We start from the raw sequence: 21,033 nt of genomic DNA on the forward strand, positions 1-21,033 counted from the left end.
GATAAATCGTGTTTCTGACCAAGTAATCATAACGGCTAAACTGCGACTACTGCTGCTGTTTACAGATGTATGCACTTATTGCTGTAGATAAGTAGCTCGGTTTTCAGCCACAGCTTGCAATTTCACCAACACGCCAATAATCAACATGTATATGGCACCCGCACACAGAATTGGCCCGAGTGGCTCATAGGTAACCGCTGCAATTCGGTTGGTGACACGGGTTAAATCAACAATACCAATCACCGCGATGGCAGGGCTGCCTTTGATTAAGAACGACATCTCATTGACCAGTGCAGGTAGGCTCATGATCACCATTTGTGGGAACATGATTCGGCGAAAATAAGTCAGCCGCCTCATACCAATAGCCTCGGCTGCTTCCATTTGCCCTTTTGAAAAGTTGAGAAAGGCATTGCGCCAAATTTCCGCATTAAATGCCGAGGTGTTGAGTGTAAGCGCTAAAATGGCAGAAACGTGTTTGTCTAAATTGATGCCAAATGAGGGAAACGAAAGAAAGATAAACAGAGCCAGAGTCACCAGAGGTGTTGCTCTTGCCCAACTGACATAGATGCCCAGCATTTGATCGACAAATGGGATTTTCATCATTCGAATTAAGGCAATCGCTAGCCCAATAACCACACCCAATACAATCGAGACTGCCGATATCCATGCTGTAGCCCACGCGCCCTGTAGCAACTGTTCCCAAGCGTAATAATCCATAAACGACCTCTTTAAAAAGCGACTTCTTGCAATAGGCTTTTGCGCGAATGACAAATGGGTAAAATCGCTCTAGCCCTTTTGTCATCGGCACAAACAGCGGTTAACTGTTTGTGCCAGCGCGTGCTTACTGATCTACTGGACCGCTGTTAGCTTGTGATACTGCTCTACTGAAGTGATGGCTTCCGAAGGAAGATGCTCGAACGATTCACCGAACCACTTCTTCTGCAACTCTGCCATTTTTCCTGTTTGCTCTAGGTGAATGAAAAACTCAGTGAGGTAAGCCAATAGCTCAGGGCTCTCTTTTGGAACAGGCCAGCTTACGAAACCAGGGCCAGATACCGCCTCACCTTTTTTAAAGACGTTAGACTTAGATTTCACTACCTCGTTAACCGAGACCACACTGTTGATGACGTAGTCGATTCGACCAATAGCTAAATCTGAATACGCTTCTGGGTACGATTGGTACTGAACGACCTTACCTAAAGATTTACCTTGTGCTTCGAGCATTTCTTCGAGCTCTGGCAGTCGCTCTAACAAAGCACTACCCGCTTGTAATCCCACCGTTTTTCCGTCTAGATCCGACACCGTATTGATGTCGTCAGCATCCGCTCTGGTTAAGAAATAATGCTGTGCTGAGGCAATAGGCGGCGTAAAATCAAACACCTTCAATCGAGCGTCTGTCACGATAGCGCCCGTTAGCGCCACATCGTATTGACCCGCAGATACTGAGGCGAGCAACCCTGTCCAAGGTAAGATCTCTTGTTCAATATCGAACTTTGAATATTCACGCAGCTCATCAAGCAAATCTTTATTGATCCCCGCAGGCTTGCCTCGGTCAATGTAGTTGAATGGTGAGTAGTTATCTTCTGTCGCCACTTTCATAAAGCCTTGCTTTTCAATGGCTGAAAGTTCTGATGCTTGTGCAACACCAAAACAACCCAGCACAACGGTTGCTGCCGCCGTTGAAACCCATGCCTTCATCGTCATTCCCTGTCTCATGTGCTTTCCTTATCGAGATTATTTGCCTGCCTTTACTTTATGAACGGAATGCATCTAAGACGTAGAGCCAATTTAATTTTCAGGTTGGGACAGAGCCATTTTCATATAAAAGACAGATCAACTTTCGGGTTCGAGACAGAGTAAAAAATCACCGTTGAGAATTGATATGAACTCTGGCTCATTTCTTGCTCTTTTATACAAATTGGACTGAGGTTCACTGAGAATAAGGACTGTATCTCATGGCGATAAATCACAATTGTTTCATCGAGTTTGATTCCAAAAGAAGCCTGCAAGAACAAGTACGTAGCTATTTGGTGACGGCGATATTGAATGGTATTTTTCCGGCTGAACAAGCGCTCCCATCTTGTCGTAAGCTCTCTAGCCAATTAGGTGTTTCACGCAATACTGTGTCCTTGGTGTACGACAGTTTGCTCGACGATGGCTACCTGATAAGTAAACCTCGCAGTGGTTATTATTTATCAGAAAAGTATCAAAATCCGAGCGATGAAATTGACTCTAGCTTGGATCATTTTGAATCAACAGACAGCAACAATGCACCGGATTGGAGCAAACGAGTGAAGCTGCAATTAAGTCAATACCCACGAATAGTCAAACCGTCGCACTGGAGTTGCTATCAATACCCATTTATTTTTGGCCAGCCTTCAATCAATGACTTTCCATTGGCTCAATGGCGAGAAGCGACAAGAAAAGTGACCTCAGATCCTCATGACCACCGCTGGCTGTGTGACAAAGTTGATAAAGACGTCGATATGCTGGTGGAACAAATACGCACACGGGTGCTACCACAACGAGGCATCCACGCTCAAAGTGATGAAATCCTAATTACAATGGGCTCGCAGAATGCGCTCTATCTGCTTTCGACTTTACTGATGAATGCTCAAAGCCGAGTCGGCGTCGAAAACCCCGGCTATAAAGAAGCAAACCATATTTTTAATCTCTCAGGTGCGCAGTTACACCCTCATCAAGTAGATGAGCAAGGGTTAAAGCTCAATGAGCACTCATCGCTGTGTGACCACTTCTACGTCACTCCGAGCCATCAAGCGCCAACTGGGGTTACCATGAGTGACGAACGTCGAACTCAGTTGCTTGAGATGGCAAAGGCCAATGATGCCATCATTATCGAAGATGACTACGATGCCGAGTGCAACGTTGAGTGGAATCCCAAACCGGCACTTAAAGCCAATGATAAAGATGGCCGAGTCATTTACGTCAGCAGCTTTTCCAAACTATTGGCACCCGGCTTGAGATTAGGCTACATCGTGGCACCCGAAGAGCTGATTTATGACTTAAGAATCTTGCGCCGGTTAATGTATCGACACGCACCAAGCCGTATTCAAATGGAAGTCGCGCATTTTATTGAACAAGGCTATTACGACAGTTTTGTAAGACGCTTCAGAGAGAACACGCGTCAGCGTTGGAAACTGCTCAATGATGCCGTCTTAAAGTATTTACCTGATTGCAAACGACTCGCACAAAGCGAGCAAGCCAACTCATTATGGCTACAAACACCGAGCCACATTAACAGCCAGCGACTGGCTTCACGAGCCGCACAGAAAGGGATACTGATTGAAACCGGGTATTCACACTTTATGACTAATACCGAAACGGAATCGGGTTATGAATCATTGTCAGAATATGATCCCAACTCTTATTTTCGATTAGGATTTCACGCCATCGATAAAGATCTGATCGCTCCCGGCATCAAAGAGTTGTCTGAAGTAATGAAGATTTAGCATCACTTAGGGCTGTTTACCGACACTCTCCATGAGCATGAATTAAAAAGAGAATGACGTAAAAAAAGAGCATCAATTGATGCTCTTTTTAGGATCGACATAACAATCTAAAAGCCAGACACTTAAACAAGAATGGGGAGTCCTTATCAAAGTGCCTTGGTTTCGTTACTGGTTATCCGATTGAAAAATTAAGATGCAAGCTCACACAAAACGTCGTCAATGATCTTAACGCCTTTCTTTATCTCGCTTGGTTGAATAACCAAAGGAGGGGCTACATGAATACGATTATTAACAATAAAGGTTAGCAGGCCTCGTTTCGTTAGCTCCGCTTTCAATTGACCCATTTTCTCATTGCTCAATGGCGTTTTACTTTCTCGATCTTCGACCAATTCAACCGCCCAGAACATCCCTTTACCGCGCACATCACCAATCATAGGATGCAGCTCTTGAAGACTAAGCAGAAGCGGCCCAAGAACGCTATTCCCGACATTATCAGCATGCGTAACAATGCCCTCTTGCTCCATCACATCGAGCGTTGCAACGATCGAAGCCATCGCTAGAGGGTGACCAGAATACGTTAAGCCACCCATAAAGAAGTTCGACTTAAAGTACTCAACGATCGGTTCGCTGACCACCACACCACCAGCCGGAACATAACCAGAGTTAACCCCTTTAGCGAAAGTAATAAGATCCGGCACGACATTAAAGTGCTCAAACGCAAACCACTTACCCGTTCGACCAAAACCGACCATGACTTCATCAAAGATCAATTGAATACCGTATTTAGTTGCAAGCTCACGCACGCCAATAAGGTAGCCTTTCGGTGGAATTAGGAAGCCCGCCGTTCCCGGAATCGTCTCTAGAATAATCGCCGCAATCGCTGTGGGTCCTTCGCATTCAATCACTCGCTCTAAATGCTGTAGGGCACGCTCACTCTCTTCTGCCTCAGTCGCCGCGTTGAATTCGCTTCGATAGAGAAATGGATTGAAGAAGTGAACGTGCCCACGGCTATACTCATTTGGAATACGGCGAAAATCGCCCGTCGCCGCAATCGCTGTACCGGTATTTCCGTGGTAAGAGCGATAAGCAGAAAGCACTTTATCGCGTCCTGTGAACTGTCTTGCCATACGAATTGCATTTTCGTTGGCATCTGCGCCTGCGTTGGTAAAGAACACCTTCTTAAACTTGCTTGGTGCTTTAGACAAAATACGTTTAGCGGCCAAACCACGAGTGAGGTTTGCTGTCGCAGGGGCAACGGTCACCAATGAATCAGCCTGATCTTTAATGGCTTTAATCACTTGTGGATGCTGATGACCAATGTTGGTGTTAACCAGTTGGCTACTAAAATCAAGGTACTCCTTACCTTCGTAGTCCCACATTTTGCATCCTTGCCCACCAGCGATAGCGATAGGTTCTGCCGCTTCTTGAATCGACCAAGAATGAAATACGCTCTTGTCGAGGTCGATAATATCTTGGTTTACAAGCTGTTCTGTTGATACTTCCATTTCATCGTCTCCATAAACAAAACTAGATTCACAACCCTCTCCTTCAGTCTTTCTCGTCTATCAAAGTGCGAAATACGAGATTGAAAAGGCTGCGCTATCGGATGGAATAATCTTCGTCCCAAACAGGGCCCAACTCATAGTGTCAGTTTCAACAAAATCTTGGGCCAGTGAATCAGCTCAAACCTCGTCCCCAATCCAACCAACAGCCTGACCCAATCCAATCGTCGATCTGGCTCTATTCAAAATTCTTAGGTGTGAATAGATTGAAAGGCAGACGAGACAAGTCTCATCGGACGCTAATTAACACAGCAGCAAAATATCAAAAGCAAAGAGGTGAGCAAGAGTGGAAATAGGATTGGCGATGATATTGATTCTGTTTGCAGGTGTGGTTCGAGGCTATTCAGGGTTTGGGTTTGCGATCATTGCAGCACTATCTCTCAGCTTTATAGTTCCACCATTACAAGCGGTAACCATCGCTATCCTGTTGGATTTTTTAAGTACCTTTCCTCTACTCAAGCGAAGTAAAACCACCATCAATATCCGGCTTATTGCGCCGCTGTGTATAGGCATGTTGGTTGCGGTGCCTTTCTCGCTGTATTTCATTAGCGCGATATCGGAATCAGGCTTGAAGACCTTTATCGCGATGATGTCTTTAGTGGCTGGTGCACTGATTATTTTGGATTTTCGCCTGACATGGTTACACCATCGGCACGCATTTTGGGCAGGAGCTATATCCGGTTTCAGTATGACCGCGGCCTCTTCTGGCGGGCCTCCGTTAGTGACGTATTTAATGAATATCACTATTGAAGCCAAAGAGCAGAGAGCAACCGCCATTGTATTTTTCTTGTTGAGTTCTGCTGTTTCATTAAGCGGATTTATTTGGATCGGTGCATTCAACCAAAACACGTTTACCACAGGCTTATGGTTACTTCCGACGGCTGTGATTGGCAATTTATTAGGGCAGAAACTGTATATCTCAGTACCTAACTTGCCTGCAAAAACAACGACCGCGCCGATCCTTATCGGCATGGCACTACTTATGTTAATTTCAAATTAGAAGGATTTACTTATGGATAAGATAGCGTTCATTACAGGGGCGACATCCGGATTTGGTAAAGCAGCGGCAAAACGCTTTGCAGAAGACAATTGGTCGCTCGTATTGTCGGGTCGTCGTATTGAAAGGTTGCTCGACTTAAAGGAAGAATTGACGGTGCCTGTACATGTGATTCAACTCGACGTTCGAGACGCAGACGCCGTAAAAAAAGCAGTTGATTCGCTACCCGCTGAGTTTTCATCGATTACAGCGCTGGTTAACAATGCAGGCTTAGCCTTGGCACCGGAAGGCGCACCTGATGTGGATTTAAAAGATTGGCACACTATGATCGACACGAATGTCACTGGATTAGTCAATGTCACGCATGCTCTACTTCCGAAGTTAATTGAAAGCGGTGCGGGTAGCTCAATCATCAACGTAGGCTCAATTGCTGGGCAATGGCCGTATCCAGGAAGCCATGTGTATGGCGCAAGTAAAGCATTTGTAAAACAGTTTAGTTACAACCTACGCTGTGACCTTCAAGGTACTGGCGTGCGCGTGACTGACCTATCCCCTGGCATCGCAGAAACAGAATTTACTCTAGTGAGAACTAAGGGTAACCAAATGGCATCAGACAACCTTTACCAAGGCACCACACCACTTTCGGCAGAAGACATCGCAGAGCAGATGTTCTATATAGCAACGCTGCCTGATCACATCAACATCAACCGCGTTGAAGTGATGCCGACTCGCCAAGCATGGTCGCCGTTCGCCATCGACAGAGACTAGTTTCAAACACTCTGAATCAAAAAAGGTGGTCTATTCGACCACCTTTTTTATTACCTTTTAACCCAATACTCAGTCTTCAAAGGCATTTAACCTAAACAATCTTCTGCTCATTTTTACTCGTCGATTCACTATCTTTAGATAAGAACCCTTCGACAATTTCTCTCAGTTTGCCTTGATTTACCGGCTTGGGTAAAAACTCATCCATACCGACATCAAAACATAAATGCTTGTCTCTCTGCACAACGTTGGCCGTCAGCGCAACGATTGGAATATGCTTTGAAGAATCTTCTTCGAGTACTCGGATCTGCTTAGTCGCTTCGAAGCCATCGAGAACTGGCATCTGGCAATCCATAAAGATCATCTCATACTCATTAGCCTTAAATTTCTCTACCCCAATTTCACCGTTCTCTGCAATATCAACCTCGAACCCTAGCTTTTTGAGCATCATCTTGGCCACTTGTTGATTCACTCTAGAATCTTCAACGACCAATACTTTACCGCTAAACAAGGCTTTGGCCGCTTCTGGCTGTAGATCTTCTTTAACAACAACTTCAGGTTTAGTCGATGGAACAGGCTCATTGTCCTTGAACGCAACCTCACCTCTGTTTGAGTAAGTAAATATTTCAGTATCGGCCGCTCTTGCGAGGACTTCACTCAGCGTCCATTTAAGCTGGTTATCTTGATAAGGGCGAGCAATGTAGGCAACAAAGCCCACTTGTTTGGCACGCACTTCATCTTGTTTTCGTGGGTCAGCCGATATCATGACCAATTTAGGGCACGCTTTACCGAAGCGCTCGATCAAGCTTCTGGCAAGCTGAAAACCATCAACGTTTGGCATCACTTTATCAATCAGCACCAGATCATAAGGCAATGACTTCACCACAGACTCTGAAACCAGCTCTATTGCTTGACCTGCTGTCTCACAACACTCTGAGGTAACGCCGAACGACTGCAGTTGTGTCGACGTGATACGCATGTTCAGTTGGCTGTCATCCACCAATAACACCGAGACCTTATTGAAATCAATATTACTTTCATCAACATCCAGGCACGGATCAAAGTCAGCCGTAAAGTAAAATGTACTCCCCTTGCCTTCGACACTGGTCAGCTCAAGTTTACTGCCCATCAAGGTCACAATCTTATCGCATATCGTTAGACCTAGCCCTGTGCCTCCGTAAATACGGGTAGTACTGCCGTCGGCTTGTTGGAATTTATCGAAGACTGATTTTTGTTTGTCTTCCGCAATACCGATGCCACTATCAGTAACCTCAAATCTCATCCTTAGTTTTTGCTCAGGTTCTATCACTTGCTCTAAATGGATGGATAGCGTGACATAGCCATGTTCGGTGAATTTGATCGCGTTACCCACTAAATTATTGAGCACTTGTCTTAATTGAGTACCGTCACCAATGACCATGGTTGGAATCTTGGGATCTATCGCCAACTGGAACCTCAGTCCTTTTTGCTCTGCTTTGACTCTGAAGGTCGATTCAACATCAGCAGCGATACCCATCATTTTCATCGGTTCTTGTTGCAGTTCTAATCGACCCGCTTCAATTTTCGAATAATCGAGAATGTCGTTGATTAGATCAAGGAGAGTAAGCGAAGAGGTGTTGAGCATATCGACATACTCTTTTTGCTCTTTCGACATGTCCATTTCAGAGAGCAATGATGACAACCCAATAATCCCATTCATTGGGGTGCGGATCTCGTGACTCATGTTGGCAAGGAATTCACTCTTGTTGCGGTTAGCGATTTCAGCGGTGTTTTTAGCTTTTTCCAATTCTTGATATTGCTGACGAATTCGTTCAATAGATTGGTTGTAGCTAGACTCTAGTGTCGAGATCTCATCTTGATAGGCAGATTCTGTAGGGGTAAGAAAACGTGGCTTATTGTCTTCAACCTGCTGTTCATTGATCTGAGAAGACATAGTCATTAGTCGTTTCACGACCAGGCGATAAACAATGGTTAAACACACCACAGACAGCAAGAAAATTTTAACCGCTTCGAAGGCAAGCAATAAGAGAACTCTCTCCTCGAAATCATTGAGGATCATGCTTAAATCAGACTGCACAGTGAGCGTCGCCAATGGGAAGTCAATGCCGCCCATTTGGTGCACCATTTCCCAAGATTGGGAATAAGACTGACCAGAGGTCTGTTGCCCTAATTCTACGATTTTTTCATCGGGGCTCTCAATCAACAAGTAGCTCACAGAGGGGAGACGGGAAATGCCTTCAGCTTGTACAAGTAATTGGTCGCGATCTTCCACCCACAAGCTAGCAGTTAAGCCAGAAAGGTATCCTGCTTTAACCTGTTCGATCTGAGAGCTGATAAAAGAAACTCGATTTTGGTACTCCACATACAAACCCAGACCTGTCACTATGACTGTAAATAGGGTGCTGATTGCAATGATTGACCCGATCAATTGTCGAGAGAGTCCAATATAGCGTTTTCCTTTTTTCACCATACAAAATTTACCATTATTGTTATCCTAGCAAACTACAATTACTCAACTAGTATAATAGTAGTCATTCATCAAATAACTAGGGAAGGTTATGAAAAAACATCTTATCGTTGCATCCATAGTCAGTTTGTTTTCAAGCAGTTATGCTTTTGCAAGCGAACCTCTTCACTACTACATTATTGCGAGCCAAGCGCAACCTTTTCAAATCGAATCTGACGGGTCATCTCACAGAGGAATGGTTTCAGATATTGTTGAAGCGGTATTCGACGACAGCCAATACGAGATCAACTACCACACTTACCCTTTCAATCGAATGATCGACAAGCTCGATGCTAGAGAAAACCCAAACTGGGTAACCTACGGCAGCCCTAGTTGGGGAAACATCCAGTCGGTTAATCTGTCTGAAGAGCCAATTTACAATGTAAAACATGTATTACTCAGCAGCGGCAAGGAGCCATTTGAGTTTAATACTATTGACGATCTAAACGGAAAAGCCGTTGTGTTGCTTGTAGGTTTCGAGTATCCGAACCTAGAACCTTATATCCAGCAAGGTAAGCTCAACGAAATTCGAGTAAAAGATTACACAGCAGCGTTTCGTGTACTAAATCGTGCGCCAGGCGATACCGTGTTTGTTGAAATGGAATCGAGAATTAAATACAACCTAAATCAGCAAAAGTTAAGTATCGATGATTATCAGATGCAAGAATTTGGTTCTGTGATCAATAACTACCCTATCCATTTGGCATTTGACCCTGAGATGGATCCTAAACTGCAAACGTTCATTAACCAGCGTCTCGATCAAATGAAAGACGATGGCCAGCTCGAAGACATCGTACAAAGCTATCTATAGCTTCAGTTGGTTATATTAGTTTTATATCAAGTTATAGGACCTCACTAGCCCTGTGGCACTTATTTATTTTTGCAGCGCCAGTATGACGCGGTAACGCGTTTTTGTACTTTTACTCACAATGAGTCAACTTCCCAAGAAAAAGGCCGCCCTGTTCGCTGAGCGGCCTTTAAAATTCAGTTTTGGTGACGACAAGTCGTTTAGTTAAAATCCAATAGACGAATAGGTTAATGCTAAGCGGTCAGATACAGTAATCGGTCAAATGTGATGGCTGAGTACGCAGTTGTTGTCGCACCGCCATCAATATCTCGCCCAAACGGTTCTCGCCAGTTCCATCGCCCCCATCCCCCCAAAAACTATCTTTGTGAGAATGTTCTTTAATCACTGAATCACCCGTATTAGTAAGAAACAAAGCAAACTGCGGATTCTGTCTGAACTTCTCGGCCACGATGAACTCCATCACTTCAACACGAATATCGTACCAATCCTCACGTACTTGGTCTTCATAATCACGACTTAAGGAAAAGGCTTCTGCGGGCGTTCTGGCTTCGAGAATGATATTGCGTAACGCTTGAGAGGAGAACTTCATCGCTTGGTAATAATGTTCGCTGGTAGCCCAAATTTGGTCACCAACCTCGATAGGACAAGCTGCAAAGTTTGAAAGGTATCCGTTTGGATCTTCAGGTTCATAAAACAGCACCTCTTTCGCGTGAGCCACAGAATTAGACATAGCTTTCTCCTTACCTTACCAACGACATCGCATATTTTTGCGTTAACTTTAAAATTAGTGGCGTTGAATATTGCTGTCAAACCACTTAGTTCAAGAGTATGTCTTGAGCGTATATTTAGTTAGAAAGAAGGCATATTAAAAAGACGAGGCAGGTTTCAAAGGCAGGAATAAAATCATCCATATTAGGGGTTGGACATAGAAGAATCATAAAAACACTTATAAATCAAAGGGTGGCATTGCACCACCCTCTTAAATGCAATGGGAATGATTAGTGAATCAGACCTAACTCCCTCGCCTCTTCCAGACTCAAACCGCTTTCTCTAATTTCTCTTAGAGCCTCGATACGGCGACGAGCTTCAGCAGATTTCATTTTCTTCTCTGGTTTGAAAGATACTTCTTCTTCAGCATCCCACTTATTTGCAATATTTGTCATTTCATCATGGTTGATAGAATTAATGGACATGTTTTCCTCCGAAAAGCACCATGTAATGGACAGGTAATCTGTAGCAAATGCTATTTCGGTTGTTAAGAAGTTCTGTACTGAAATGTGATGATTCCGACGCTTCACAAAGCTAATTAATAAATGCCTCATTTAAACTTTGCCAAAGCCATTTTCTGCAATTACATTTAAAAGATTCCCCATAAGAAATGTGGTTTGATCCAACTCTCATTTTCCCCTCTTTCAATGCTTCTCTTCTGCTGGAAATTCGTGAAATAACCCAAGATAAATTTCGAGGCACTTCATCCTTTTCGTGCTCATCGCTTCCACTAAATCCAACACATGCTAATGCTAATGATAATGGTTATCAATATCATTACTAAGTATCAATCATGTCTATGGAAAATTCAGATACACCTCTTCTTAAAGTAAAAAATCTATGTGTCGACTACATCACCGATGACGATGATTTCAATGCGGTCAAATCCGTTAGCTTTAGCACCGGCCAAGGCGAAATTTTCGGCTTAGCCGGAGAATCAGGTTGTGGCAAAAGCACAATCGCATTTGCCATTAACCGCCTGCATAAGCCGCCGGCTTTCATGTCAGGGGGAAAGATACTGTTTAAAGGGCAAGACCTATTGAGCTTGTCGGATAGCCGCTTGAATACATTGCGTTGAAGTGAGATTGCGATGGTATTCCAGAGTGCAATGAACTCTGGAATACCCTGTATTAACCATCGAAGAACAATTTGCCGATGTACTACGTCATCACAAAGGGCAGATCGTCGAATGGGGATCAACTCAGTCGATCTTGACCAATCCACAACACCCTTACACTAGTTGTTGATCTCTGCAGTTCCCGATCCCAATCTACCATTTGGCGAACTCGTCAAAAATGAGCCAAACTATTCAATAGGCGCTGATCGTATTCGAGATCAGAGCAGCGAAATACAGCATGAAATCAAACAAGTTGCCAATAATCACTTTGTAAAACAATGGGATAAAATTGCATGAATGAACTAGACACTTGGTTAGAGCGGATCGGAGATTGGTACAAAAACCGAAAGCATGATCAAGTGGACCGGTTAGAACCTTTGATCTTAACGCCTCCAGATGCACTCTGGGGGCCATTGATCACGAACGAGCAGAGCAAAGGCATCGCATGTTGGCTAGACGGATGCCTGAGAATCTTTACGTTTTATCGACATAAAGACGTAACGCTGACGACATCAACAAAGTTTGCAGCACCAAGCGTATCATCGCTCTCAAACGAGGCTGGTGGTTCGCACAATCAAGAAAAGGCCTATCAATACCTGATGTTTGCCTATAGCAAGCTGCAGGCCGTGTCATGCGACCCAAAATCAGAGCCTGACTTGCAAGAGTGGTGTACGCAGCGGCTCCAGCATTTATGTGTACTGGCTTTGGAATTTACTAACCAACAACAAGAACCGCGCTGGAAAGAAGAGTCAGAAAAACTGATCGAATCGCATGTGCGTTTTATGGCAAATCAGCACCAGAACGATGATCAAGGTAGTATTCAAAGTCACCTCCACTGATCAAGCCCTTCACGATCAAACATCAAATCAGAATCTCATCAGAGTTAGATCCGCAGAAAGAATGATCTAACCTTGATCATGCTTCGGCATCTAATTCTTTAAGCTATTGAATTTTAATGATTAGCTGAATTTCAGGCAAAAAAAAGCGAGTCCCTCAGGAACTCGCGAAAATCTATTCAGTATGATGTAACAAAATATGAGCCAATCTATTAATCATAAGAAAGGACAAAGGTTGTCTATTCGGGATAAATAATAATCAACTGGATGCGTTACATTGTCATCAATTTGTCAGCATTAGGTGCGATTTTAATCAACACCCAATGTGTTCAACCTATCCATTCATCGACCATCAATACGGGCTTACTGCTTGCGGGAAACGGATAATGGCTAATGGCCGATCGCCATTTCATCGAGCGCTAGGAATACATTCTCGTCCAAATGGCCTTCGTGAACTTGTTTACATACTTTGCGACGCACAGCCAAACCTGAGATCAAACGTTCAATCGACAAGTGTCGGTTGCTGGTGCTATCACGGTCGTTATACAACTCAATCAATCGACTCAACGTTTCGTATGGGATGACCTCATCTCCTACTCTCAGCCAATCAAGCTTCTCAATAAGCTCAGAGCACTCTTCTTTGATTGAGGCATGTGAGTGCCCTGTCATTGCAGATAAAGCCGTTATACTGCGCTCCAGAGCCTCTGCAGAGGTATATTTAGAGAGAGTTATCATGATCTCGTCGGCATTTATCTCAACAGAGTGTTTACGCTGTTTAACTCGACGTCCCAATTTACCTCTTGGTGACGGTGCTTTACGTTGGATAGGTTCAAACTCACCATCAATAATCTCAGACAGCTCTTCTAACTTCTGCTTAGATACCATCTCATTACGAAGTGGATTAGGTAACGTTGGTGCCATATTGCGCTTACCGGCGTTAGTGGTTCGTGCTCTTGAGTAACGTAATACCTCTTCCACGTTACACTTGATATCCACTTGGTAATCGGTCGTTTTTCCTTTTTCGATCAGCGATGTGATCGTCAAGTGGTAACCCCACAAGTTCACTAAGAAGGTGTCTTCTTGATCCCCGACTTCACCTAACTTTCTGAGTTCACGTACCAGATCCATCGAGAAGCGACGCCAATCGATGTTACGAGCTAGTTTCTGATTGAGTTCGCTCAACAACATACAGTCCGTATGCCGACGTGCCATGCGGCTTCTGAAGTAAGAATACATTTGGAAAACCAAGGTATGCTGCTTCAGGATTTCTGGCGGGAATAGGAAAAAATAATCACGGGTTAGAAGCTCTTCATAGAACGAAGGTTCCCAGACTAGGATATATAGGTTCGGTTTAATGCGAATTTCGCCGTCAGAGCCTTCTGTAGGCGCTTCTTCCGACGCGGTAATGGTTCTCGCTAGGAATCGGAAACGATCACTCTTAAAGCCTTCTGGCATGTTCTCACTAAGCCAGCGGCCAGTAAGTTCATGAAGTTGGAAATCGGTAAACTCGATACGATCAATACTATCGCGGATAGAGTCACGAGCTGGACCACTGTCCTTCTTGCCTCGTAATGACAAAATATCCGTAATGTAGAGCGGTGTTTTGTTCGGGGTATGTTTTGCGTCTAGATGGTAGTCATCTTGGTGATGATCATGATACTGAACAGTAAGTGTGAATAACGCAAATAACGTCATCAGATCATCAACCGTCATAATATTTTTAGAAGATCGTGTCTCGATCACAGCTCGAGTGCCAGAGATCGAAACCATCGATTTTTGGTAGCTCTTGCGCGTTCTTGGTGGCGCTAACGCTTGATCAATAATCCCTGCCCAATTGGTTGGCGAAACAATGAATTGATCCGCTTCGTCTTTCATCGTTGGCGGGGTATTGAGTCCGTGTTCATTCAATAAACGTTTGTTTACTTTGGTTTGCGCCAGCGCTTTAGAACGTTTTTGTTTTTCATTTTGCTTAACGCTTTCCGTTACTAAGCTAGTAGCACCTAATACCGATATTAATTGGTTTGGATTAACAAAGCGATGCAACATAGTTTTACCTGCAAGACCTTCTTCAAAGCGAACTGGAAGCTGCTTGAAAAGACCGATATTTACAGCGGCTCTAAGCCTTTGTTGCAAAGCAGCTCGAGTTACTTGACCATCGGTTGATTCGATAATCTCAGTGGTAGAAACATATCCGTCTTTGCTACTAAACCCGCGTAGTGAAATTAGGTTAAGAAGCTCAACTATGCTTTTAGTGACACCTTTGAAGTGTTGATATTGTTCTATCCATTCAACGGCTGTTTCAGATACCTCAAATAAATGACCATCTTTGTGGCTTCGTGCCTTAATTAACAATTTCTCTTCTGGTTTCATTTTTGATCCGTATCACACTAACCGTAATTTCACTATAGTTCCTAAATGATAAAGAAAGAATGATCATAAAGAAAGAGAATTTATCGGCTTTTAAATAACTGATCTTTTTGATTAATATGATCTTAAATGATTAAGTGATCTAATGATCTGTGTGCAAATTATAATTTAAGTGTTTGAATCTAAAGAATTAAAAAAAAATCTCTTGGAAAGCATGATCATAAAGAGCACGAAACTATGATCATTAAACTTAAGAAAGCATGATCACAGAACTTCAGAACTATGATCATTAAGTGATTGTAAGCATGATCATTATTGATTCGAAAGTATGATCATAGTGCTTGTACAGCTTATCCACAGTCCACAATTCTTCAAGCACCTCTTCATCACTTCTAAGTCGCCAATGTGGATATTTTTGACAGCCAATTCATCGGAACAATGATCAAGTAATGGGGCTTTTATATCGTTGCTCCCCTTTTATGTTTAAAAATTGGTCGAGATTGGTCACACCGTCAGTGGTTGGGCACTTTTAGCTCGCAACATAATAAATCAGGAAGCATGATCATGAAATTGTCATGTTTCTGCATTTCCATTCTGTGTCGATTGAATTTCTAACCAATCAGGCCTTATAGAGCTTGAATCCCCATTGCAAAAGCATTTGTCCGTAAGTTAGCTATAAATTTATATGCTTCCGGAACGATATTTACTTGATCATTTTTCCGGAGGTTGATCATTTCGAACGGACATTCATACGGATCAATATTGATGAGTTTACACCTTGATCATGCTTCATAATATGGACTTATCAATTTTCTGACGTGTTATATATACCATGATCATTCTTCCGGTTGAGGCTCAATTCTCTTTTGTTTAGTGACGTCTCATCTTCGCTTTGTTTTCTATTAACCAAGCTCTTTTTTAGGTTTTACTCTTTGTTGGTTGAAAATCTGTCAATTTCTAATGCAAATCACACAAACCGTAATCTACGGCTGTATTTCAATCGTTCCGAAGTTTTTTCTCTGAAATTCCATTTACATTGTAAATAAGTGATGCTGTAACATTTAAAATGTAAGGTAGAAATAACACTGTTATCGGTGACAAAAATGGATGTTTTTGTGTTCATCTAAGACTAAGTTTCATCAAATTGTAAAAACTCAGTCTATTTTATGTGATTTTACTCATAAATGTATGTTCACGTTTTTGTTGTGTTTGTTGTTAATCGCTGTACAATTTGTACTTGGTTAATCATTACGGAAACTGGCAATGAAAAGAGAACAAACGATTGATAAGCTCTATCAGCTAGCCGAACAAACTCAACAAGTTCAGGCTGACCGAATTGAGATTATTTTGGAAGAGCGAAGTGATGAACATTTCCCTCCAATGTCTAAAGCTATGATGGAGACTCGTTCTGGCTTAACTCGTCGAAAATTGGATGAGGCTATTACTAAGCTTGAAGCGGACGGTCATCAATTTACCAAGAACAACGCCAATCATTACTCGATTTCATTGACCGAAGCTCATATGCTTATGGACGCGGCTGAGGTGCCAAAGTTCCATCAACGCAAGCAGCATGTTGACAATAAACCGTGGATTATCAACGTACAAAACCAAAAGGGTGGTACGGGTAAATCAATGACAGCGGTTCATTTAGCGGCGTGTTTGTCTCTGAATTTAGATAAGCGTTACCGTATTTGTCTAATCGACTTAGACCCACAAGGTTCTTTGCGCCTGTTCTTAAACCCACAAATTAGTGGTGCAGAACACGACAGTATCTATTCTGCAGTCGACATCATGTTGGACAATGTGCCTGAAGGCCAAGATGTTGACCTAGAATTTCTGCGCAAGAATGTACTATTGCCAACTCAATATCCAAACCTAAAGACCATTTCTGCGTTCCCAGAAGATGCGATGTTTAATGCTGAAGCGTGGCAAAGCCTGTCGCAAGACCAGTCACTTGATATCGTTCGCCTTCTAAAAGAGAAACTGATCGACAAAATCGCCGATGATTTTGATGTGATCATGATTGATACCGGTCCGCACGTAGATCCTCTAGTTTGGAATGCCATGTACGCATCAAACGCACTTTTGATTCCATGTGCTGCAAAGCGTTTGGACTGGGCTTCAACCGTTAACTTCTTTCAGCACTTACCAACCGTATACGAGATGTTCCCGGAAGATTGGAAAGGGCTTGAGTTTGTTCGTCTAATGCCAACCATGTTTGAAGATGACAACAAGAAGCAGGTCTCTGTTTTAACTGAAATGAATTACCTGTTGAATGACCAAGTAATGATGGCAACCATTCCACGAAGCCGTGCATTTGAAACCTGTGCAGATACCTACAGTACGGTTTTCGATCTTACGGTGAGCGATTTTGAGGGCGGTAAGAAAACGCTAGCTGTCGCTCAAGACGCCGTGCAAAAAAGTGCTCTAGAATTAGAGCGTGTATTACATAGCAACTGGCCTTCACTTAATCAGGGATAACAACAATGGCAATTAAAACATCTGACTTAAATGCGAAGCTATTTGGTAAAGCAAACAAACGTCGCGTAGCAACGCCGCAAGAAGCGCAAACTGCTGCTAAAGAACAGGCTCAAGTCATCGAGCTTTCTGTTGCAGGCGAAGATTTGGTTTCATTTGAATTAGTTCGAATTCCAGCAGCTGAAGTTGCGACTCGAACGGTTGTTTTTGAAGAGAATGCACGTGAGCAATCTTTCTTAAATGAACATGCGCTTTCTGACGTTCTTACAACGTTAAAAGAGCGTGGTCAGCAATATCCAGCGGTTGGTCGTAAGAACAAAGACGGTAAGATTGAAGTTCTTGACGGTAGCCGTCGTCGTATGTCATGTATTTTGGCCGACAAAGAATTCCTAATTTATGTTGCTGAAAACATTAATGGCGAACACGCTAAGTTCTTATCAGACGTTGCTAATGCTCATAAACCACTTTCTCTGTATGAGAAAGGTAAAGAGATGCAAGCTAAGCTGGATAAAGGTGAAGCTGAAGACCAGAAAGCACTAGCGAAAATGTTCCAGTGCAGCGAGGCTTTGGTGAGTGGTGCGTTGAAAGCGGCTGCTTTACCGCTTGAATTGCTACAAGCTTACCCAAATGTGAGCGACCTTGGTCGTCCTACAATTGTTAAACTACACAAACAATTTGGTGGTTTGACTAGCGAACAGCAGCAAGCATTACTAGCGAAGTGTGATGCTTCAGAAGGCTTTGTATGGCAGCGTAGCGAAGCTCAAGGGGTCACTCGTTTAACGAAAGACGTGACAGAAACTTTGGAAGGTTGGATTCTTGAATTGGCGCCGGCTCCTGCGAAGAAAGCATCTCCAAAAGTTGAGCTTATTAAAGGTCGTGCATCATACAGCCGTAAGGGGTTGAACTTAGCACTAAACCTTAAGAAAGTGGATGATGCAACAATGGAAGAGATTCTAGCGTTCGTTCAAGCTAAACTCGATTAAGTCGACTGCTTTCCATCACTACTCTAGAGCCGCTTTATGCGGCTTTTTATTTGGCTGTGATAAACTGTGTTCAGACGAATCTGGACGCTAACTATGACAAACCCAACCGATACTTTTCTCCATACTCTTGCCGATATTGCCCAACATAATGATCACCGTTACGGCGTTGTTTTTGATGGTGACTTCAATTGGCAAAACATGGCTATTTCCGCCTTTCTTGAAAACGCCAAATCTCAAACTACTTTTCAGCTTGGTGGCGTTCCGCTTAACGACGTGACTCATGCTCCAGTAAAAAAAGGTCAGAAGCTACTTGGTCGCGAATGCCAAGTTCTTGTTTGTGATTTTAGAGAACAGTTTGACGCGAATGGTTTCAGTGCTGCATTGGGGTCGTTAATGGGGGGCGGTTTATTATTGGTGATGCCGCCAAGTGTTGGTAAATCTGAAACTGGGTTGGATTCAGATTTAGGCAAACGTTGGTTGAAAATGCATTTTGACCGATTATTTTCAGTTTCGCAGAGCAATGAATCCGTAGATGTGATTCAAGCGGGTAACTCACTTCCAGAAAAGAGAAAAACCGAAAAAGAAGTAGACCGATTTGAACAGCAAAACACGGCTGTAGATTTAGTTAAAAAAGTAGTCTTTGGACACCGTAAGCGTCCCTTAATTCTTACTGCCGATAGAGGTCGTGGAAAAAGCTCAACATTGGGTATCGCCGCAGCGCAACTTTTGCTTGAGCGTCCTGGTCTAAACATTATTGTTACCGCGCCTTCGATGAAAGCGATTGAGCCAGTTTTTTCTCACGCAAGCCAACGACTCGATTCTTGCGAAGCTATTAATGCGGCCTATATTTGCTATCAAGGTGGAAGCCTAAGGTTTGTAGCGCCAGACGAGTTACTTAAATCTAATCCAGATTGTGACTTACTTTTGGTGGATGAGGCTGCGGCTATTCCTGTTCCGATGCTTAAATCTATGGTCGATATTTATCACCGCATGGTTTTTTCGACCACTGTTCATGGATATGAGGGAAGTGGGAGAGGTTTTGGACTTAAGTTTGAAGCTTGGCTTTCTGAGTATCGCCCAGGCTGGAAAGGCTACAAACTTGAACAACCTATTCGTTGGAATAACAATGACCCGTTAGAACGTTGGCTGTTTGATTGCTTCCTATTGAATAGTGACTTATCAACTAATGACTCAGCTTTTAACGAGCTAGCTAGTTTTGCAGAAAATGGAATAAATCATCTTAACTTGGTTGAGTTGTCCAAAGAAGATGGTCTTGCTTACCCTGAAAAACTTCAACAATGTTTCGCACTGTTGGTCGATGCTCATTATCAGACGTCTCCAAATGACTTAATGCAGTTCCTTAACAACCCATCTATTCACTTATACGCGGCTTGGCAGAAAGATAACTGTTTAGGCTGTGTGTTAGTGACGGAAGAGGGCGGTTTGGGTGATGAATTAATTCTTCAAATCCAAACTGGGAAACGAAGACCACAAGGTCATCTCGCTCCGGTTTTGTTGGCAAATCAACTTGGCTGTGCACAAGCGGCAACGAATCGTTGCGTTCGAGTGATGAGAATTGCTGTTTCATCCCGACATCAAGGTTTGGGCATCGGCAGTTGGATGCTGGCTAAGTTGTCTGAGCAAATGGAACAAACCGATTATCTGGCGACGAGCTTTGGTGCGACTAGTGAGTTGATTTCTTTTTGGCGAGATAATGAATTTTTACCTGTCCATATTGGCCACCAGCGAGATCAGGCAAGTGGATGTCACTCTGTGTTAATGGTTAAGCCACTTAACAAGATAGCTCAACACTGGATCAGTAAGCTAAAAAATCACTTCGAAAGTAGCTTCTGTTTTTTGGTGTCCGGCTCTTTGGTCTCGCTTGAAACTGAAATGGTGCGAGCGTTACTCCCCAATATTTCTAATCCGATTTCTGAGTTCGAAATCCAACTTCTCAAGAACTATGTCGACGGTGGCAATAGCTACGACAGCATTGGTTTTAGTGTGTTGAAGCTGGTTTTGCTGAGTAATGCTTGTCAAATTCAGACAACTAAATCAGAGCTTGTGGGCAATGCTAGTTTCGTTGTCTCTGACTTAGTTATCGCGAAAGTGGTCCAACAGAAAGAGTGGGGGACATGTGTTGAACAATTTAGCCTTGTTGGACGAAAGCGAGCAGAGCTTCAATTTAGACAAGATGTCGGTGTCCTATTATCCAATTTACAGTGTAAATAGCGTAGCTGGTTTTTGAATTGGATTTACAGTGTAAATTAGAATGACGAATTTACACTGTAAACTGAACTTCAATATTGATTCCCAACCTTTCCCATTATCCCCAGACTCATTCATATCATTGATTTTCAATTTTCTCCTGCTATC

The 21,033-nt window shown here is 43.2% G+C and carries 15 protein-coding genes and 2 pseudogenes; 10 read left to right on the forward strand and 7 right to left on the reverse strand.

The window, feature by feature from the left end:
- Positions 1–75: 75 nt before the first annotated feature.
- Positions 76–717, reverse strand: coding sequence for an amino acid ABC transporter permease (locus tag ACFI6G_RS03895; protein WP_010432242.1), 642 nt, complete (start codon positions 715–717; stop codon positions 76–78).
- 132 nt (positions 718–849) lie between these two features.
- Entirely contained in the window at positions 850–1,716 is an 867-nt protein-coding gene (locus ACFI6G_RS03900) for a transporter substrate-binding domain-containing protein (RefSeq protein WP_032544965.1), read from the reverse strand.
- Between the two features lie 239 nt (positions 1,717–1,955).
- Between ACFI6G_RS03900 and pdxR the strand changes: the two genes are divergently transcribed.
- Positions 1,956–3,470 (forward strand): MocR-like pyridoxine biosynthesis transcription factor PdxR, encoded by a 1,515-nt coding sequence (gene pdxR, locus ACFI6G_RS03905; protein ID WP_016787466.1) that lies wholly within the window; start codon positions 1,956–1,958, stop codon positions 3,468–3,470.
- A 188-nt stretch (positions 3,471–3,658) separates the two neighbouring features.
- Here pdxR and ACFI6G_RS03910 read toward each other — a convergent pair whose 3' ends face one another.
- Positions 3,659–4,975 (reverse strand): aspartate aminotransferase family protein, encoded by a 1,317-nt coding sequence (locus ACFI6G_RS03910; RefSeq protein ID WP_010432218.1) that lies wholly within the window; start codon positions 4,973–4,975, stop codon positions 3,659–3,661.
- Between the two features lie 361 nt (positions 4,976–5,336).
- Between ACFI6G_RS03910 and ACFI6G_RS03915 the strand changes: the two genes are divergently transcribed.
- Together ACFI6G_RS03915 and ACFI6G_RS03920 are read left to right on the forward strand one after the other, a co-directional pair.
- On the forward strand, positions 5,337–6,032 hold the full coding sequence (locus tag ACFI6G_RS03915) for a sulfite exporter TauE/SafE family protein (RefSeq protein WP_010432216.1): 696 nt from the start codon (positions 5,337–5,339) through the stop codon (positions 6,030–6,032).
- A 12-nt stretch (positions 6,033–6,044) separates the two neighbouring features.
- On the forward strand, positions 6,045–6,797 hold the full coding sequence (locus ACFI6G_RS03920) for an SDR family NAD(P)-dependent oxidoreductase (RefSeq protein WP_010432215.1): 753 nt from the start codon (positions 6,045–6,047) through the stop codon (positions 6,795–6,797).
- A 91-nt stretch (positions 6,798–6,888) separates the two neighbouring features.
- On the opposite strand, the gene ACFI6G_RS03925 is transcribed toward ACFI6G_RS03920, so the two are convergent.
- A complete protein-coding gene (locus ACFI6G_RS03925) occupies positions 6,889–9,264 on the reverse strand; it encodes a response regulator (RefSeq protein ID WP_016793253.1) in 2,376 nt (791 codons plus the stop codon).
- 88 nt (positions 9,265–9,352) lie between these two features.
- On the opposite strand from ACFI6G_RS03925, the gene ACFI6G_RS03930 reads away from it, so the two are divergent.
- Complete coding sequence (locus tag ACFI6G_RS03930; RefSeq protein WP_010432210.1) at positions 9,353–10,111, forward strand: substrate-binding periplasmic protein; 759 nt, start codon at positions 9,353–9,355, stop codon at positions 10,109–10,111.
- Between the two features lie 238 nt (positions 10,112–10,349).
- On the opposite strand, the gene ACFI6G_RS03935 is transcribed toward ACFI6G_RS03930, so the two are convergent.
- A complete protein-coding gene (locus tag ACFI6G_RS03935; protein ID WP_010432208.1) occupies positions 10,350–10,838 on the reverse strand; it encodes an NADAR family protein in 489 nt (162 codons plus the stop codon).
- A 268-nt stretch (positions 10,839–11,106) separates the two neighbouring features.
- Positions 11,107–11,301, reverse strand: coding sequence for a PA3496 family putative envelope integrity protein (locus tag ACFI6G_RS03940; protein ID WP_004736928.1), 195 nt, complete (start codon positions 11,299–11,301; stop codon positions 11,107–11,109).
- Between the two features lie 368 nt (positions 11,302–11,669).
- Here ACFI6G_RS03940 and ACFI6G_RS03945 point away from each other — a divergent pair.
- From ACFI6G_RS03945 to ACFI6G_RS03955, 3 genes and pseudogenes are all read left to right on the forward strand, one after another.
- A pseudogene (locus ACFI6G_RS03945) lies at positions 11,670–12,054 on the forward strand (ATP-binding cassette domain-containing protein); the annotation flags it as partial.
- Positions 12,046–12,290, forward strand: a pseudogene (locus ACFI6G_RS03950) (ABC transporter ATP-binding protein); the annotation flags it as partial. The pseudogenes ACFI6G_RS03945 and ACFI6G_RS03950, both read left to right, overlap by 9 nt.
- Entirely contained in the window at positions 12,287–12,832 is a 546-nt protein-coding gene (locus ACFI6G_RS03955) for a hypothetical protein (RefSeq protein ID WP_016785443.1), read from the forward strand. The pseudogene ACFI6G_RS03950 and the gene ACFI6G_RS03955, both read left to right, overlap by 4 nt.
- Before the next feature lie 387 nt (positions 12,833–13,219).
- Here ACFI6G_RS03955 and ACFI6G_RS03960 read toward each other — a convergent pair whose 3' ends face one another.
- Complete coding sequence (locus ACFI6G_RS03960; RefSeq protein WP_010432193.1) at positions 13,220–15,199, reverse strand: replication initiator protein RctB domain-containing protein; 1,980 nt, start codon at positions 15,197–15,199, stop codon at positions 13,220–13,222.
- A 1,260-nt stretch (positions 15,200–16,459) separates the two neighbouring features.
- On the opposite strand from ACFI6G_RS03960, the gene ACFI6G_RS03965 reads away from it, so the two are divergent.
- The 3 genes from ACFI6G_RS03965 to ACFI6G_RS03975 all read left to right on the forward strand — a co-directional run bounded on the left by ACFI6G_RS03965 (position 16,460) and on the right by ACFI6G_RS03975 (position 20,889).
- A complete protein-coding gene (locus tag ACFI6G_RS03965; RefSeq protein ID WP_010432190.1) occupies positions 16,460–17,677 on the forward strand; it encodes a ParA family protein in 1,218 nt (405 codons plus the stop codon).
- A gap of 5 nt (positions 17,678–17,682) precedes the next feature.
- Positions 17,683–18,657 (forward strand): ParB/RepB/Spo0J family partition protein, encoded by a 975-nt coding sequence (locus ACFI6G_RS03970; protein WP_016767931.1) that lies wholly within the window; start codon positions 17,683–17,685, stop codon positions 18,655–18,657.
- A 93-nt stretch (positions 18,658–18,750) separates the two neighbouring features.
- Positions 18,751–20,889, forward strand: coding sequence for a GNAT family N-acetyltransferase (locus ACFI6G_RS03975; protein WP_462710144.1), 2,139 nt, complete (start codon positions 18,751–18,753; stop codon positions 20,887–20,889).
- The last annotated feature ends 144 nt before the right edge of the window (positions 20,890–21,033 follow it).

This window comes from Vibrio sp. PSi01 (assembly GCF_054960695.1).

Bases quoted from the DNA above. Each gene is read 5' to 3' on its own strand.
- ACFI6G_RS03900 (WP_032544965.1), bottom strand. From the start codon at position 1,716: ATGAGACAGGGAATGACGATGAAGGCATGGGTTTCAACGGCGGCAGCA.
- ACFI6G_RS03935 (WP_010432208.1), bottom strand. From the start codon at position 10,838: ATGTCTAATTCTGTGGCTCACGCGAAAGAGGTGCTGTTTTATGAACCT.
- ACFI6G_RS03965 (WP_010432190.1), top strand. From the start codon at position 16,460: ATGAAAAGAGAACAAACGATTGATAAGCTCTATCAGCTAGCCGAACAA.
- ACFI6G_RS03895 (WP_010432242.1), bottom strand. From the start codon at position 717: ATGGATTATTACGCTTGGGAACAGTTGCTACAGGGCGCGTGGGCTACA.
- ACFI6G_RS03910 (WP_010432218.1), bottom strand. From the start codon at position 4,975: ATGGAAGTATCAACAGAACAGCTTGTAAACCAAGATATTATCGACCTC.
- pdxR (WP_016787466.1), top strand. From the start codon at position 1,956: ATGGCGATAAATCACAATTGTTTCATCGAGTTTGATTCCAAAAGAAGC.
- ACFI6G_RS03960 (WP_010432193.1), bottom strand. From the start codon at position 15,199: ATGAAACCAGAAGAGAAATTGTTAATTAAGGCACGAAGCCACAAAGAT.
- ACFI6G_RS03920 (WP_010432215.1), top strand. From the start codon at position 6,045: ATGGATAAGATAGCGTTCATTACAGGGGCGACATCCGGATTTGGTAAA.
- ACFI6G_RS03930 (WP_010432210.1), top strand. From the start codon at position 9,353: ATGAAAAAACATCTTATCGTTGCATCCATAGTCAGTTTGTTTTCAAGC.
- ACFI6G_RS03975 (WP_462710144.1), top strand. From the start codon at position 18,751: ATGACAAACCCAACCGATACTTTTCTCCATACTCTTGCCGATATTGCC.
- ACFI6G_RS03970 (WP_016767931.1), top strand. From the start codon at position 17,683: ATGGCAATTAAAACATCTGACTTAAATGCGAAGCTATTTGGTAAAGCA.
- ACFI6G_RS03915 (WP_010432216.1), top strand. From the start codon at position 5,337: ATGATATTGATTCTGTTTGCAGGTGTGGTTCGAGGCTATTCAGGGTTT.
- ACFI6G_RS03955 (WP_016785443.1), top strand. From the start codon at position 12,287: ATGAATGAACTAGACACTTGGTTAGAGCGGATCGGAGATTGGTACAAA.
- ACFI6G_RS03925 (WP_016793253.1), bottom strand. From the start codon at position 9,264: ATGGTGAAAAAAGGAAAACGCTATATTGGACTCTCTCGACAATTGATC.
- ACFI6G_RS03940 (WP_004736928.1), bottom strand. From the start codon at position 11,301: ATGTCCATTAATTCTATCAACCATGATGAAATGACAAATATTGCAAAT.